This window comes from Pseudomonas sp. GW821-FHT11D10 (genome assembly GCF_058808435.1).
Window position 1 is genome coordinate 623,804 of the sequence record NZ_JBXARR010000003.1, and the last position, 15,931, is coordinate 639,734.

Below are 15,931 nucleotides of genomic sequence, written 5' to 3' on the forward strand. Positions count from 1 at the left end.
GCAGGCTCCTGGGCAGGAAAGAAATCCGCCTCAGAGCAGGCCAAGTTGCTCGGCGGCGGGTTCTCTGTATAGCTCAGGCAAGGATCGCAGGCCAGGCAAACGTTGCATCAGTTGTGCGTGAAAACGTTGCGCCAGCTTCGCCGCGAGGAGGTTGTCGGCGGTGTGCAAGAAGATATACGGCGTGCGGCCTTCTTCGATCCACTCGGCGATTTTCGCCACCCACGGCACCAGGAACGGATCGTTGGCCTCAAGCTCCGGATGGCCGATGAAGCGCACCTGCGGGAATTGAGTGAACGCTGCCGGACGCGTCGGTACGCGGGGCTTTTTCGATTGGGCGTGGATCACCGACGACTCGGTGGACAGACAACTGAACAAGGCGCGCGGATCGAGGCAGATGCGCTCCACGCCGCGATCCAGCAACAGCCGGTTGAGCAGACGCTCACTCTCACCCTTGGCAAAGAACTGCTCGTGCCGCACTTCCACCGCCAGCGGGCAATCCAGCGCATCGATGAATGAGGCGAGTTCCGGCAAGCGGTGCGGCGTGAAGCTTTTCGACAGTTGCAGCCACATTGGCGAGACGCGCTCACCGAGCGGCTTGAGCAATTGGAGGAAGGTTTCGGCGGCAGTCAGTTGATCGCGCAAGTCGCCGCTGTGGCTGATGTCACCGGGGAACTTGGCGGTGAAGCGAAAGTGTTCCGGCATCACCTCGGCCCAGCGCTGCACGGTGGCAGGCGACGGGCTGGCGTAGAAGGTCGTGTTGCCTTCCACGGCGTTGAATACTTGCGAATAGAGTCCGAGGAAATCGGAGGTCTTGGCATCTACCGGATACAGATACTCGCGCCAGGCGTTTTCGCTCCAGGACGGGCAACCGAGGTAGTAAGGCAGATCCATCAGATGTACAGATCGAGGCCCAGCACGTCTGCATCCCAATCGACAAAACCGGCGGTGCTCAGGTAGCTGGCCAGGGCCATGGCCACGCTTTTCTTCATCGCGCGGTGATAAATCATGTCTTGTTGGCGGGCGGGCAGATTGCTCAGGCGTTGCGCGGTGGCTTTGGCGGCACGGGCAGCCAGTTGCTCTTCGGTCGGAAATTCCAGCTCGCCGTCGATATCGTCGACGGACTCATCCAGCGCCGGATTGCCTTTGCGAGGCTTGCGCTTGATGGGGTAGGAATGAGTGGAAACGCCGTCTATACGCATAAAGTCATGCTCGGTATCGATGATGGCAATTTAGCGGCACCTGACCGACTTAGCAAATCGCCGAGTGATAACTAGAACACATAAAAGACAAAAGGTTTAAAGCGCGGGGTTAGAAACGGACGATTGGCAGGAACGGGAGAACCCTGCGGCGAATGCCACAGGGTCAATGGCCTCAGCGGGCTTTCGGGGTGGCCACTTTGTCGCGCAGGTAAACCGGCTGGGCGTCGTCCGCCGGAATCGCTTCACCGCGCTCCCAGGCAAATCGCGCCAGGGTCAGCAAGTCTTCAGCATGGGGCAGCATGCCAGCGTCGGACCCGCTCAGGTTTACCGCGATGCGTTCGCCATAACCCCAGCCTGTGCCGGCACCGAACCAGTCACCCGATGCATCGTCCGGCAGCGCGGCCACTTCCGGCGGCAGCACCGCCTCGGCGCCCACCAGACGCATCTCCCCGGCCGTCTCGCGGTAGCAGCCCCAATACACCTCATCCATCCGCGCATCGATGGCGGCCGCGACCTGGCTCACGCCGTGCTCGCGATAAGCCCGTTGCGCCAGCACGGCCAGGTTCGACACCGGCAACACCGGGCGATCCAGCGCAAACGCCAGGCCTTGCACCACGCCGATGGCGATCCGCACGCCGGTGAATGCGCCCGGGCCACGGCCGAAGGCGATGGCGTCCACCGCTTGCAGGGTGGTGCCTGCGTCGGCCAGCAGTTGCTGGATCATCGGCAGCAGTTTCTGCGCATGCAGGCGCGGGATCACCTCGTAATGGCTCGTGACCTTGCCGTCATGCAGCAAGGCAACGGAGCAAGCTTCAGTCGCGGTGTCCAGGGCCAGCAAGGTGCTCATCGATGTGTCCGTAAATCAGGTGGGAAAAAGTGCGCCAGTATAAACAACTACGGCCCGCAAGCGGGCCGTGGATGATGCAGCGGATCAGGTTTTTCAGCTCAGCGCTTCCAGCACCTTGGCGGTGATCGCTTCTACCGAACCGACGCCAGGGATGTGGCTGTACTTCGGCTTGCCACCGTTCTTGGCGGACAGGTTCTGGTAGAACTCCACCAGCGGCTTGGTCTGCGAGTGGTAGACCGACAGGCGATGACGCACGGTTTCTTCGGTGTCGTCCTTGCGCTGTACCAGCTCTTCGCCGGTGATGTCGTCTTTACCGGCAATTTTCGGCGGGTTGTAGACGATGTGGTAAACGCGGCCGCTGGCCTCGTGAACGCGACGACCGGCGATACGCTGAACGATTTCTTCGTCTTCAACGGCGATTTCGACCACGGCGTCCAGCTCGACACCGGCAGTCACCAGCGCTTCAGCCTGAGGAATGGTGCGCGGGAAGCCATCGAACAGGAAACCCTTGGCGCAATCGGCTTGAGCGATACGGTCCTTGACCAGCGCGATGATCAGGTCATCCGACACCAGGCCACCGGCATCCATGATGCTCTTGGCCTTGATGCCCAGCTCGGTGCCGGCCTTGACCGCAGCACGCAGCATGTCGCCGGTGGAGATTTGCGGAATGCCGAATTTCTCGGTGATGAACTTAGCCTGAGTACCTTTACCGGCCCCGGGAGCTCCCAGCAGAATGACGCGCATCGATGTGCTCCTCAATTTTTTATATAAAAAACAACGGATTCGCCTCGTGGGGCCAATCTCATAAAACGGGTCGTGGCCGCCCAAACGGCCAAAGGCTGATCAAGATACACAGCAGGCTGCGCCCACACAAGACGCCAAAAGTCGGAGAAACCGGCGCCCGCCGCGACCTTGCGACGCGGTTCCCCAAGTCGCAACCCCATCATTAACTGTCGCCTGACCGCATTTTTCCCACGGCCAATAAACGGCACCCGAGGTTCGCCCCGGGTGCCCCGCCCCACGCAGAAAACCTTAGCCGGTATTTCGCAAACCGGCGGCAATCCCCGCCACAGACACCAGCAACGCCTGTTCCACCGGGCTGCCCTGCTCGACATTCTGCTGCCGCGAACGCGCCAGCAACTCGGCCTGCAATAGATGCAGCGGGTCGAGGTAGGTGTTGCGCAGACGGATGAATTCCAGGGTGTCCGGGCTATGTGCCAGCAGCTGCGACTGACCGGTCAGGCCGAGGACTACGGAACACGCCTGCGACAATAGGTCGCGTAAGTGCGCACCCAAAGGCAGCAAGTCCGACTCCACCAGACGCTCGTCGTAGGACAACGCGATGTCGGCGTCGGCCTTGGCCAGCACCATCTCCAGCATGTCGATGCGCGTGCGGAAGAACGGCCACTGCTCGCGCATCTGCCCGAGCATTTCGCCTTCACCACGCTCCAACGCCTTGCTCAATGCGGTTTCCCAGCCGAGCCAGGCCGGCAGCATCAAACGGGTCTGGGTCCAGCCGAAGATCCACGGAATCGCCCGCAGACTTTCGATCCCGCCGGCGCGGCGCTTGGCCGGACGGCTGCCCAATGGCAAGCGGCCCAACTCCTGCTCCGGCGTCGACTGCCGGAAATACTCGACAAACTGTGGATTCTCCCGCACCACCGCGCGGTAAGCGGCGACACCGTCGGCGGCCAGTTCATCCATCAGATGCCGCCATTCAGGCGTCGGTGGCGGCGGTGGCAACAGGGTCGCTTCAAGCACGGCGGCCAGATACAGATTGAGGTTTTGCTCGGCGATGTCCGGCAGGCCGAATTTGAATCTAATCATTTCCCCCTGCTCGGTGGTGCGGAAACGTCCGGCCACCGAACCCGGCGGCTGCGACAGGATCGCCGCGTGCGCCGGACCGCCGCCACGGCCCACGGTGCCACCGCGACCGTGGAACAGCAGCAGTTCGACTTGCTGCTCACGACAGATTTCCACCAGCCGTTCCTGAGCCCGGTATTGCGCCCAGGCCGCCGCAGTGGTGCCGGCATCCTTGGCCGAATCGGAATAACCGATCATCACTTCCTGCGGGCCTTGCAGGCGCGCGCGGTAACCCGGAAGCAGCAACAGACGTTCGATCACAGGTCCTGCGTTGTCGAGGTCGGCGAGGGTTTCAAACAGCGGCACCACTCGCATCGGCCGCAAAACGCCGGACTCTTTCAGCAGCAATTGCACCGCCAGCACATCGGAAGCCGCACCGGCCATGGAGATCACGTAGGAGCCCAGCGAAGCGCCCGGCGCGGCGGCGATTTCCTTGCAGGTGGCGAGCACTTCGGCGGTGTCGGCCGAGGGTTTGAAATGCGCCGGCAGCAGCGGCCGACGGTTTTGCAGTTCGCGGGTGAGGAAGCTGATGCGCTGTTCTTCGTCCCAATCCTCGTACTTGCCGAGGCCGAGGTAATCAGTGATTTCGGTCATGGCCGCGCTGTGGCGCGACGAGTCCTGACGCACATCGAGGCGCACCAGGAACAGGCCGAAGGTCACCGCCCGACGCAGGCAATCGAGCAATGGCCCGTCAGCGATCACGCCCATGCCGCATTCGTGCAGCGAGTTGAAACACAGTTCCAGCGGATCGAGCAGGTCGCGGTTGTTGTGCAGCACATCGGCCGGGGCCGGAGTGGTCGCTGTCAAAGATGCATGGGCCCAGTTGCGCGTGGCGCGCAGCCGCTCACGCAATTGCTTGAGCACCGCACGATACGGCTCGGCACTGTCGCCGGCGCGGGCCTTGAGCGCATCGCTGGCCTGCTGCATCGACAGTTCGGCGGCCAGGTGATCGACATCACGCAAGTAGAGATCCGCCGCCATCCAGCGCGCCAGCAACAGCACTTCGCGGGTCACGGCAGCGGTCACGTTCGGGTTACCGTCACGGTCGCCGCCCATCCACGAAGCGAAGCGGATCGGCGCAGCTTCCAGCGGCAAACGCAGGCCAGTGGCGGCGAACAGCGCCTGATCGGCCTTGCGCATGTGGTTGGGAATCGCCTGCCACAGCGAGTGTTCGATCACCGCAAAACCCCACTTCGCTTCGTCCACCGGGGTTGGCCGGGTGCGGCGGATTTCTTCGGTGTGCCAGGCTTCGGCGATCAAGCGTTGCAGGGTGTTGTGGATTTGCTCGCGCTCGGCCGTGGTCAGGTCGCGGTGATCCTGGGCGGCCAGTTGCGCGGCAATCGCGTCGTACTTCTGGATCAGCGTGCGCCGGGCCACTTCGGTCGGGTGCGCGGTGAGCACCAGTTCGATTTCCAGCCGCGCCAGTTGCCGGGCCAGGGATTCGGCGCTGTGCCCTTCGTTGCGCAGGCGGGCGAGCAGTTCCGGCAGCACGCGGGACTCGAACGGCGCGGCCTGGGTCTCTTCGCGGCGATGGATGAGCTGGTACTGCTCGGCGATGTTCGCCAGGTTGAGAAACTGGTTGAAGGCCCGCGCCACCGGCAGCAGTTCGTCTTCGCTCAATTGATTGAGGCTGGCGCTGAGTTCGGCGTCCATCGAGCCGCGCCGGTCGGCCTTGGCGCCCTTGCGGATCTGCTCGATCTTGTCGAGAAACGCCTCGCCGTACTGGTCACGAATGGTGTTGCCCAGCAGCTCACCGAGCAGGTGAACGTCTTCGCGCAAGCGTGCATCAATATCGGTCATCAGCATCTCTCCAGCAGTAATCGGTGACGGATCGCAAGTGAGTGGATGAACAGAGAGTGCCGCTCTGGGACGCTTCTTACAAGCAGACGACGAAGGGACTTTAAACCTTGAGGGTTGAAGCTAGTCTCAACAGTAAGCCGCACAACGGCTTGCCGCCGGCTGACGCCGGACACTCACCAAGACCTGCCATGAGCAGGTGCGACATGAGGTTTTTATGAAAATCCGTGAACTCGCCCAGCATTGGGAAGAAACCGCCAAGGGTCGCCTGACCGATACCGGCTACACGATTCATCTGGATGTGGAAGCTGCCGCACGGCTGGCGGCGATCGCCGAGATGTACCCCAAACGCCACGCCGAAGAACTGCTCGGCGAGCTGATCGGCGCCGCCCTCGAAGAGTTCGAAGCGAGCCTGCCGTATGTGAAAGGTTCGACCGTGGTCGCCACCGACGAGGAAGGCGATCCGCTGTATGAGGATGTCGGCCCGACCCCGCGTTTTCTCGCGTTGTCGCGGCGTCATCTGCACGATTTGTCGGCTGCTGCCGGTAAGCAAAAACACTGATCCCTGACCCTTCAAAACTGTGGGAAACGGTTTGCCCTCGATGGCGTCAGTTCAGCCGCAAACGGGTTGAATTTGATGGCCTCATCGCTGGCAAGCCAGCTCCCACAGAGACTGTATTTCTCCTCCGCTTTTACGCCATTTTTCGCCCGCGCGTACCACTCTCCCCCGCCAAAGTTCCCGGTTTAGAGCCTTGTCTGTTTGGTCAGAATATTTTTTGGCGATGAGCCATCTTTTCTGAACTTTTGAAAAATGCCTTCGGTCGGAACAGGTAACCACGCCTGGAACGAGCGTTTCAAAACGCACTTGCACATGACGGTTGCGGCTCCGCTACCAGGATGGATTTCGAAGCTTTCAAGGAGTTAACCAATGGAGTTGAAGACCATGAAGACCCAAACCTCGTTTTCCCACCTGCGCGGTCTGAAACTGGCCGCTCTCGCCATCGGCACCAGCTTCGTGCTGGCCGGTTGCGCCGGCAATCCACCGACCGAGCAGTACGCCGTGACTCAATCGGCGGTCAACAGTGCGGTCAGCGCCGGCGGTACCGAATTCGCCGCCGTGGAAATGAAGCAGGCGCAGGACAAACTGAAACAAGCCGAAATCGCCATGCACGACAAGAAGTATGACGAGGCTCGCACATTGTCCGAACAGGCCGAGTGGGACGCCCGCGTAGCGGAACGCAAGGCTCAGGCGATGAAAGCCGAACAAGCGGTGAAGGATTCCCAGAAAGGTGTTCAGGAACTGCGTCAGGAAAGTCAGCGCACCGTGCAGTAAGCGCGCATCCCGACCGCAAGGCTGAAACTCTTATCGATAGAAAGGACGAACGATTATGCGTAAACAACTGATGATCCCCGCTCTCCTGGCCGCAAGCGTTGCCCTGGCTGCCTGCTCGACGCCGCCGAACCCGAACCTGGAACAGGCACGCACCAACTACGCCGGCCTGCAAGCCAACCCGCAGGCCAGCAAAGTCGCAGCGCTGGAAACCAAGGATGCCAGTGATTACCTGGACAAGGCCGACAAGGCTTATCTGGACAAGGAAGACCAGCACAAGGTCGACCAGCTGGCTTATCTGACCAACCAGCGCGTGGAAGTGGCCAAGCAGACCATCGCCCTGCGTACCGCTGAAAACAATCTGAAGAACGCCGCCGCCCAACGTGCCCAGGCCCGTCTGGATGCTCGCGATCAGCAGATCAAACAGCTGCAGGACAGCCTCAACGCCAAGCAGACCGATCGCGGTACTTTGGTGACCTTCGGTGACGTGCTGTTCGCCACCAACAAGGCCGACCTGAAATCCAGCGGTCTGGTGAACATCAACAAACTGGCGCAATTCCTCCAGGAAAACCCTGATCGCAAAGTGATCGTCGAGGGCTACACCGACAGCACTGGCGCAGCGAACTACAACCAGTCTCTGTCGGAGCGTCGTGCGACTTCGGTGCAGGTTGCACTGATCAAGATGGGCGTCGATCCGTCGCGCATCGTTGCCCAGGGTTACGGCAAGGAATACCCGGTAGCGGATAACACCTCTGTCTCGGGCCGTGCCATGAACCGTCGGGTGGAAGTGACTATTTCCAACGACAACCAGCCAGTGGTACCGCGTTCGGCCGTGAGCTCGACCGCGCACTGATTCGCTGAGCTGTAAATGAAAAGCCCCGCCTGATTTGATCAGGCGGGGCTTTTTTTGTCCGTCGCAGTTTTATTCTTCGAGCTTCTGCGGGGTCTCCTGGCCCATGCAGCGCACGGCCTTTTTCTGGCTGTTGACCAGCACCCCGGTCAGGCCTTTCTGTTCGGTGTCGAACAGCACCAGCACGCCATCGATGCACTGCGCCACTTGCGGCGCCGGGGTCAGGGAGACTTTGTAGTCTTCGCCGGGAATGGTCTTGAGCATGGTGAATTCGTTGAGCAGCAACGCATCCTCGGGTTTGGCGAAGTGCAGGTAGCCGTAGTACCACAGGGCGCCGACGGTGCCGAGGATGCTGCAGATGCCGGTGATGATCAGCGGGATGGCGTTACGTTCTTCACTCATTGCGGGCTCTCTGGTGGTTCGTCTTCAGAATTCGGGGGGGTTGGATAGTTCGGGATCTCGCCGAGGCGGCGCAGGCCGTTGAAGTGTTCGGGATCGTCGAGGTAGCGCAGCATCACCTGACGCCAGACCGGATCGCCGAACGTCTGCACATGCCCGCCCCGGGTCAGTTGCAGCACGCGCGGTGGCGGCGCAGCTTGATACAGACGGATGCCGTTGGAAAGGGGCACCAGCGGATCGTCGAGGCTGTGGAAGATCAGTTTCGGCACGCCGTTGAGCTGCGGCATCGCGTTGATCGCACTGTCGCCATCGGGCACCAGCCACGACAGCGGCACCTGAAACGGCCACGTCAGCCATGAGGTGCTGAGGGCGTATTGGCCGACGCTGCGGTAACTGGCGGGCACGCCGTCGAGGACCAGGGCCTTGAGCTGTTTTTGTCTTTCCGGATGTTGCACCAGCCAATGCACGGCCATTGCACCACCCAAGCTTTGGCCCAACAGCACCAGCGGTTTGCCTTTGACCTCCGGCGCCTTGTCCAGCCAGGCGAAGGCGGCATCGATGTCCTGATAGATCGCCGGCAGGCTCGGTTCGCCCTCGGACAAACCGTAACCGCGATAGTCCACCAGCAGCACTTGATAGCCGTTTTTCGGCAACCACCAGCTCCCGCCCAGGTGCATCGGCAGGTTGCCGCCGTTGCCGTGCAGATGCAGCACCGTGCCCTTGACCTCGACACCGGGCTTGGCCGGCAGCCACCAGGCGTTCAGTTTGAGGCCGTCGGCGGTGATCAGGGTGACAGTGCGGTATTCGAGTTTGGCCTTTTCCGGGGTGAAGATCTGGCCTGGCTCGGGGTAGAACAGCAAGGAGCTGCAACCGCCGAGGGTCAGGAGCAGGCAAAGGATGCCGAGGATTCTCATCCGGTGAAACCTCGCGAAAGATTCGGGTTTAGATCGTTCCCACGCTCTGCGTGGGAATGCATCCCGTGACGCTCCGCGTCACAGTGGACGCGGAGCGTCCATGGCGGCATTCCCACGCAGAGCGTGGGAACGATCAACGGTGATCGGTGTGGTTAAAGGATATTCGAGTAATCCGCCTCGATCCGGTCCAGGCTCAAATGGTTGAGGAAGTTGGAGAAGCACATCCAGGCCGACAACGCGTTCATGTCGCGGAACTGGTCCGGCAGGTACTTGGGCGGCACCACCAGGCCCTCGTCCACCAACTGACGCAGGGTTCGCATGTCCTCAAGCGTGGTCTTGCCGCAGAACAGCAACGGGATCTGCTCGAGCTTGCCCTTGCGCACGGCCAACTGAATGTAGTTGTAAACCATGATGAAGCCCTTGAGGTAGGACAAGTCTTTGGTGAATGGCAGACCGGTCGGCGTCGATCCGCGGAAAACCCGACTGGCGTTGCCGTAGCTTTCCGCCATTTCGAAGCCCTGCTCGCGGAAGAACTCGAAGATCTGCAGGAAGTCCGCGCCCTCCTCGACCATGTGAATGGCGCGGGTGCGGTTGGTCAGTTTGCGCAGGCGGCTCGGATAGGAGGCGAAGGTGATGATTTCCATCAGGATCGCCAGACCTTCCTGAGTCACCGTCGACGAGGGCGGACCCTTGGACAGGAAGGTGCAGATCGGCTGGTTCAAGCCGTTGAGCGTGGTGCCGACGTGCACCAGGCCTTCGTGGACTTCCAGCGCGCGCACGTCGCGGTCGTTGAACATCGCGTCAGTGCGGATCTTGATGTAGTCGGCGCCCGCCGCCGCGTCGGCGACGATGCCGTCGGACTCGAACACGCGGATGGTTTCCTCGGCCTCGCCGAACACCTTGTTCAGGCGGGTTTGCAGCAGATGAACGGCGTCCTTGGCGGTGAGGATCTTCGGTTCGTCCTTCAGGTCACCACGGCCGTCGATGTTGTTCAGGTAATCCGACATCATCAGGCCGAGGTCGGCCAGGGTCGGGTCACCGGCGTGGAACGCGTCGGACGCGGCGCCGTACAGTTCCTGGGAAATCAGGCCGAAATCCTCGGTGCCGCGCGCTTCGAGCATGCGCACCACCATCCGGTATTCCTTGCACATGCGGCGCATGATCTGGCCGACCGGGTTGAACTGGCCGAGCTGACGGGTGATGTCCCGTTCGATGTTCTGGAATTCCAGCTTCACCTTGCTCGAATCGAAGGACAGCGGCCGGTTGAGGTAGTAGTCGCGATCCACCGCCGGCAATTCCTTGCCCTTGGCCTTGAGGAACCCCTTGCGGATGTTCTCGTCCCACTTGACCGCGTCGAGCACGCGGATCGGCGTCTGCGCCAGCACTATGCGATCGGACAGAATGCGTATCGTCTGCTGGTAATCGTCCACCCGAAACTCCTGTAGAAAACGTGACGAACTGAATTATTTGGCTTTGGCCTGATGCTGATAGCGCGCCGCTTCGACGAAAACGTCGGAATTGGCCGGGTCGTCGAGGTAAGCAAAGACCTTTTCAAGCGGGCTGTCGACCTGCACGCCCTCGCCGTCATCGGTCTGGAAGCCCTGGCCGTCGAGGGTCTTCTGGGCGATGGCCTGGTTGATCTGTTCGAGGTCGAGGTTGTAGATCACCAGTTCGCGCTTGTCGGTGATCTCGAAACCGGCAATGGTGAAGTGCCCGCCGTATTGCGCCGGCACCTTCGCCGACAGGTACCAGCGGTTGCCGTGGCGCGACACCGTGAACGGATAGGCTTCACGCTCGCGGGGTTTGGCTTTGAAGTAAGCAACCGCCTGATAACGATCGTTGCCCAGGCGCGTCAATTCCAGATTCATCGGCTCGCCCCAGGCATTGGTGCTCGACCATTGGCCGAGCAGGCCCTTGGGCGCCGGTTCACTGGCGGGCAGCGGCTCGCGGAAGGTCACCAGACAACCGCTGAGCAGCAGGAACGACAAGGCGATCAGCACGCCACGCCAGGCTTTCATTCGACACTCCCTTGAACACCCGTTTCTTCTGATCGTTCCTACGCTCCGCGTGGGAACGATCATGGTCGAGAATTACACCGACGCGAGTACCAGGTGCATATAGCGCGTCAGAATGCCGAGCATGTCCTCTTCGGCCAAAGGCTCGGCGTCGTTGAGCAGGCCCTGATATTCCATCCGTCCGATAATCGCCGTCAACACCTTGGCATCCTGCTGCGGCTCGCGCGAGCCCAATACCTGGAACAACTGGCAGGTGCCCTGCAACAGAATCTGCTGATGGGAGCGCACCAGTTCCGCCAGACGCGGGTTGAGCAGCGCTTCCTGACGGAACGCCTGCTCGGCCATCAAATGCTCGCGACGGTTGACCAGTTGCCGGTGCACGTAGTCAGCCATCAACCGGGCGATATCGTCGGCCAATTGCGAACGCGACTCCGGACTGCCGTCACCGCTGACCACCATTTCGCGCAGCAGGCCTTCGTTGTTGATCCACAGCTTGGCCATGTAGGCCGCGCTGCGTTCGACGTACTGGGCGAAGGTATCGGTGAGCAGGTCATCGATGTCCTTGAAGTAATACGTGGTGGCCGACAGCGGCACACCGGCCTCGGCCGCCACCGCCCGGTGACGCACGGCCCGCACGCCGTCGCGCACGACAATGCGCATCGCCGCATCGAGAATGTCCTGTCGACGCTGTTCACTGCCCTGCCGGCTGGCCTTGCGGCCCTGGTACTGAACACTTTCAGCGACCGCAGTGGCGATTCCCGCTGCACCCTCTTGAGCCATTGCACCGATCACGACAGGCATACCTCTGTTGTTTTCTTCAAAATTAACCATTTGATACGTTTGTACCAGACAGGCAATAAAAAGCCGCCCATTTCAGGCGGCTTTTTTATTGAAACACTTACGCTTGTGGCCGCATGTGCGGGAACAGGATCACGTCGCGGATCGACGGGGAGTTGGTCAGCAGCATCACCAGACGGTCGATGCCGATACCTTCGCCGGCCGTTGGCGGCATGCCGTACTCCAGCGCGCGAACGAAGTCGGCGTCGTAGTGCATGGCTTCGTCGTCGCCGGCGTCCTTGTCGGCCACCTGCGCCATGAAGCGCTCGGCCTGGTCTTCCGCGTCGTTCAACTCGGAGTAGGCGTTGGCGATTTCACGGCCGCCGATGAACAGCTCGAAGCGGTCGGTGACGTTCGGGTTGTCGTCGTTGCGACGGGCCAGCGGCGACACTTCGAACGGGTACTGGGTAATGAAGTGCGGCTGTTCCAGCTTGTGCTCGACCAGCTCTTCGAAAATCATCACCTGCAGCTTGCCCAGACCTTCGAAGCCCAGCACCTTGGCGCCGGCCTTCTTGGCGATGGCGCGAGCCTTGTCGATGTCGTTCAGGTCATCGGCAGCCAGCTCAGGGTTGTACTTGAGGATCGAGTCGAACACCGACAGGCGCACGAACGGCTCGCCGAAGTGGAACACCTTGTCGCCGTACGGCACGTCGGTGCTGCCCAGAACCAGCTGCGCCAGTTCGCGGAACAGTTCTTCGGTCAGGTCCATGTTGTCTTCGTAGTCGGCGTAGGCCTGGTAGAACTCCAACATGGTGAATTCAGGGTTGTGACGAGTCGAAACGCCTTCGTTACGGAAGTTGCGGTTGATCTCGAACACTTTTTCGAAGCCGCCAACCACCAGACGCTTGAGGTACAGCTCTGGGGCGATACGCAGGAACATTTCCATGTCCAGCGCGTTGTGGTGGGTTTCGAACGGCTTGGCAGCGGCGCCGCCAGGAATGGTCTGCAGCATCGGGGTTTCGACTTCGAGGAAGTCGCGCTTCATCAGGAAGCTGCGGATGTGCGCGATCACTTGCGAACGGACGCGGAAGGTCTGACGCACGTCTTCGTTGACGATCAGGTCAACGTAACGCTGACGGTAGCGCTGTTCGGTGTCGGTCAGGCCGTGGTGCTTGTCCGGCAGCGGGCGCAGGGATTTGGTCAGCAGGCGCACGCTGGTCATCTCGACGTACAGGTCGCCCTTGCCGGAACGGGCCAGGGTGCCTTCGGCGGCGATGATGTCGCCCATGTCCCAGGTTTTCACCGCGGCCAGGGTTTCTTCGGACAGGGTCTTGCGGTTGACGTAGACCTGGATGCGACCGGTCATGTCCTGGATCACCATGAACGAGCCACGGTTGAGCATGATGCGACCTGCAACCTTGACCGGGATCGCAGCCTCTGCCAGCTCTTCCTTGGTCTTGTCCGCGTACTGTTTCTGCAGTGCTTCGCAGTAGTTTTCGCGGCGGAAGTCGTTCGGGAAGGCATTGCCCTTGGCGCGCTCGGCAGCAAGCTTTTCCTTGCGCAGGGCGATCAGGGAGTTTTCTTCCTGTTGCAGGGCTTGCGGGTCGAGTTGTTGGTCGCTCATGTCTTTAAATATTCCATCACAGGTTCGTTGCCCCCGCCGATGGCGGGGGACTTGAGGTCGGGTGAAAGCTTACAGGCCCGATTTCAGGCTGGCTTCCAGGTATTCGTCGATGTCGCCGTCGAGCACCTTGTCGCAGTCACTGCGTTCGATGTTGGTGCGCAGATCCTTGATCCGCGACGCATCGAGCACGTACGAACGGATCTGGTGACCCCAGCCGATATCCGACTTGGTGTCTTCCAGCGCCTGGGACGCCGCGTTGCGCTTCTGCATTTCCTGCTCGTACAACTTGGCCCGCAGCATTTTCATGGCGGTGTCCTTGTTGGCGTGCTGGGAACGTTCGTTCTGGCAGCTCACCACGGTGTTGGTCGGTACGTGGGTGATACGTACGGCCGAGTCGGTGGTGTTTACGTGCTGACCACCGGCACCGGAGGAACGATAGGTGTCGATCCGCAGGTCTGCCGGGTTGATTTCGATTTCCACCTTGTCGTCGATCTCTGGCGAGACGAAAACCGCGGAGAACGAGGTGTGGCGACGGTTGCCGGAGTCGAACGGGCTCTTGCGCACCAGACGGTGCACGCCGATCTCGGTACGCAGCCAGCCAAAGGCGTATTCACCCTTGATGTGCACGGTCGCACCCTTGATCCCGGCGACTTCACCGGCTGACAGTTCCATGATGGTCGCGTCGAAACCGCGTTTGTCGGCCCAGCGCAGGTACATGCGCAGCAGGATGTTGGCCCAGTCCTGGGCTTCGGTGCCGCCGGAACCGGCCTGGATGTCCAGGTAGGCGTTGTTCGGGTCCATCTCGTGGCTGAACATACGGCGGAATTCGAGCTTGGACAGGGACTCTTCGAGACCTTGAAGGACTTCGACGACGTCGTTGACCGCGCCCTCGTCGTTCTCTTCAACGGCCATGTCCAGCAGCTCGCGGCAATCGGCCAGGCCACCGTTCAGTTCGTCGAGGGTGTCGACGATCTGCGCCAGCGCAGCGCGCTCGCGGCCCAGTTCCTGGGCGTATTCAGGTTTGTTCCAGACTGCAGGATCTTCAAGCTCGCGATTGACTTCGATCAGACGCTCATGCTTTTGATCGTAGTCAAAGATACCCCCGAATAGTTTCGGAGCGCTCGGACAGGTCCTTGATGGTGTTCAGGATCGGGTTGATTTCCATGACGGGCAGCACTCGTTGGCGAACTTTTGAAAGCCGGCGAGTATAACGTAATCAAGCTGTCACGGCAGCCCGTCTGGCGGCTCTTGAGGCGAATGAACCCAATGGTTCATTCGATCCCCACCTGATTGCGCCCGTTGTTCTTGGCCAGGTACAGGCCGCGATCCGCCGCCGAGATCAGCAACCGGCAGTCGCTGCCCGACTCCGGCACCATCGTCGCCAGGCCGATGCTGATGGTCAGGCTCGAGCCTTCGGCCGGGGCATTGTGCGGAATCTTCAGCGCCGCGACCGTCTGGCGCAGCTTTTCCGCCACCAGTCGCGCCCCGCCCGGCGAGGTGTTGGGCAGCACCAGCGCAAACTCTTCGCCGCCATAACGCGCCGGCAGATCGGACGGCCGGGCACTGGCCTCGCGGATTGCCGTGGCGACCTTGCGCAAGGCCTCGTCGCCTTCGACGTGGCCGAAGGTGTCGTTGTAGGACTTGAAGTAATCGACGTCGATCATCAGCAGCGACAACTGGCTCTGGTCGCGCAGCGAGCGGCGCCATTCCAGTTCCAGGTATTCGTCGAAGTGCCGGCGGTTGGACAGCCCGGTCAGGCCGTCGGAGTTCATCAGGCGTTGCAACACCAGATTGGTGTCGAGCAATTGCTGCTGGCTGACCCGCAACGCGCGGTAGGCCGCGTCCCGTTGCAGCAGGGTCATGTAGGAGCGCGAGTGATAGCGGATGCGCGCCACCAGCTCGATGTTGTCCGGCAGTTTCACCAGATAATCGTTGGCCCCGGCGGAGAACGCCGCGCTCTTGATCAGCGGGTCTTCCTTGGTCGACAGGACGATGATCGGAATGTCCTTGGTCGCCGGGTGATTGCGGTACTCGCGCACCAGGCTCAGACCGTCGAGGCCGGGCATCACCAGATCCTGCAGGATCACGGTCGGCTTGATCCGCACCGCGTGGGCCACGGCCTGATGCGGGTCGGAGCAGAAGTGGAAGTCGATGTTCTCTTCATTCGACAGCCCACGGCGCACGGCTTCGCCGATCATCGCCTGATCGTCCACCAACAACACCATGGCGGCGTTCTCGTCGGTTTTGATGTCATCGATCTGTAAGTCATTCATGGGCGGTCACCTGAGTGCTGCGGGGGCCAGGATTGCGGATGGA

Annotated in this window: 16 protein-coding genes; 3 read left to right on the plus strand and 13 right to left on the minus strand. The window is 61.2% G+C overall.

All coding sequences use genetic code 11. The features are described 5' to 3' along the window. Positions 1 to 30 precede the first annotated feature (30 nt). The 5 genes from AC1RT4_RS13165 to ppc form a co-directional block, all read right to left on the minus strand. Positions 31 to 891, minus strand: a complete 861-nt coding sequence (locus AC1RT4_RS13165; RefSeq protein ID WP_493085579.1) for a DUF72 domain-containing protein — start codon at positions 889 to 891, stop codon at positions 31 to 33. Further along, a complete protein-coding gene (locus AC1RT4_RS13170; protein ID WP_007954720.1) occupies positions 891 to 1,199 on the minus strand; it encodes a hypothetical protein in 309 nt (102 codons plus the stop codon). The genes AC1RT4_RS13165 and AC1RT4_RS13170 overlap by 1 nt, the downstream gene beginning before the upstream one ends. 172 nt (positions 1,200 to 1,371) lie before the next feature. After that, on the minus strand, positions 1,372 to 2,046 hold the full coding sequence (gene tsaB, locus AC1RT4_RS13175) for a tRNA (adenosine(37)-N6)-threonylcarbamoyltransferase complex dimerization subunit type 1 TsaB (RefSeq protein ID WP_007954718.1): 675 nt from the start codon (positions 2,044 to 2,046) through the stop codon (positions 1,372 to 1,374). Positions 2,047 to 2,139: 93 nt separating this feature from the next. Continuing rightward, a complete protein-coding gene (gene adk, locus AC1RT4_RS13180) occupies positions 2,140 to 2,790 on the minus strand; it encodes an adenylate kinase (RefSeq protein ID WP_007954716.1) in 651 nt (216 codons plus the stop codon). A gap of 288 nt (positions 2,791 to 3,078) precedes the next feature. Then, the gene (gene ppc / locus AC1RT4_RS13185; RefSeq protein WP_493085582.1) at positions 3,079 to 5,709 is read right to left on the minus strand and encodes a phosphoenolpyruvate carboxylase; all 2,631 of its coding nucleotides are present in this window, start codon (positions 5,707 to 5,709) and stop codon (positions 3,079 to 3,081) included. A 214-nt stretch (positions 5,710 to 5,923) separates the two neighbouring features. Between ppc and AC1RT4_RS13190 the strand changes: the two genes are divergently transcribed. The 3 genes from AC1RT4_RS13190 (at position 5,924) to lptF (ending at position 7,889) form a co-directional block, all read left to right on the plus strand. Beyond that, a complete protein-coding gene (locus AC1RT4_RS13190; RefSeq protein ID WP_011332654.1) occupies positions 5,924 to 6,268 on the plus strand; it encodes a hypothetical protein in 345 nt (114 codons plus the stop codon). 366 nt (positions 6,269 to 6,634) lie between these two features. Next, positions 6,635 to 7,039, plus strand: coding sequence for a DUF4398 domain-containing protein (locus AC1RT4_RS13195; RefSeq protein WP_007954708.1), 405 nt, complete (start codon positions 6,635 to 6,637; stop codon positions 7,037 to 7,039). 55 nt (positions 7,040 to 7,094) lie between these two features. Continuing rightward, positions 7,095 to 7,889, plus strand: a complete 795-nt coding sequence (lptF, locus tag AC1RT4_RS13200; RefSeq protein ID WP_007954705.1) for a lipotoxin F family OmpA-related lipoprotein LptF — start codon at positions 7,095 to 7,097, stop codon at positions 7,887 to 7,889. Between the two features lie 69 nt (positions 7,890 to 7,958). On the opposite strand, the gene AC1RT4_RS13205 is transcribed toward lptF, so the two are convergent. From AC1RT4_RS13205 to AC1RT4_RS13240, 8 genes are all read right to left on the minus strand, one after another. Beyond that, complete coding sequence (locus AC1RT4_RS13205; protein WP_085609172.1) at positions 7,959 to 8,288, minus strand: PA3694 family proteiin; 330 nt, start codon at positions 8,286 to 8,288, stop codon at positions 7,959 to 7,961. Further along, positions 8,285 to 9,199 carry an alpha/beta hydrolase gene (locus AC1RT4_RS13210; RefSeq protein WP_493085585.1) on the minus strand — a complete coding sequence of 305 codons (915 nt, stop codon included), beginning with the start codon at positions 9,197 to 9,199 and terminating at the stop codon, positions 8,285 to 8,287. The genes AC1RT4_RS13205 and AC1RT4_RS13210 overlap by 4 nt, the downstream gene beginning before the upstream one ends. Before the next feature lie 152 nt (positions 9,200 to 9,351). Next, the gene (locus AC1RT4_RS13215; RefSeq protein WP_064593712.1) at positions 9,352 to 10,629 is read right to left on the minus strand and encodes a flavohemoglobin expression-modulating QEGLA motif protein; all 1,278 of its coding nucleotides are present in this window, start codon (positions 10,627 to 10,629) and stop codon (positions 9,352 to 9,354) included. 33 nt (positions 10,630 to 10,662) lie between these two features. Then, positions 10,663 to 11,217 (minus strand): hypothetical protein, encoded by a 555-nt coding sequence (locus AC1RT4_RS13220; RefSeq protein WP_192563670.1) that lies wholly within the window; start codon positions 11,215 to 11,217, stop codon positions 10,663 to 10,665. A gap of 72 nt (positions 11,218 to 11,289) precedes the next feature. Next, positions 11,290 to 11,994, minus strand: a complete 705-nt coding sequence (locus AC1RT4_RS13225; protein WP_011332647.1) for a TetR/AcrR family transcriptional regulator — start codon at positions 11,992 to 11,994, stop codon at positions 11,290 to 11,292. Between the two features lie 118 nt (positions 11,995 to 12,112). Continuing rightward, positions 12,113 to 13,615, minus strand: a complete 1,503-nt coding sequence (gene lysS, locus AC1RT4_RS13230) for a lysine--tRNA ligase (RefSeq protein WP_493085588.1) — start codon at positions 13,613 to 13,615, stop codon at positions 12,113 to 12,115. A gap of 69 nt (positions 13,616 to 13,684) precedes the next feature. Continuing rightward, positions 13,685 to 14,780, minus strand: a protein-coding gene (gene prfB, locus AC1RT4_RS13235) for a peptide chain release factor 2 (protein ID WP_102621447.1) whose coding sequence is annotated in 2 segments (ribosomal slippage) — positions 13,685 to 14,707 and positions 14,709 to 14,780 — 1,095 coding nt in all. Because the reading frame shifts where the segments join, the coding sequence is not laid out codon by codon here. Positions 14,781 to 14,886: 106 nt separating this feature from the next. Next, entirely contained in the window at positions 14,887 to 15,888 is a 1,002-nt protein-coding gene (locus AC1RT4_RS13240; protein ID WP_039769610.1) for a response regulator, read from the minus strand. Between the last annotated feature and the right edge of the window lie 43 nt (positions 15,889 to 15,931).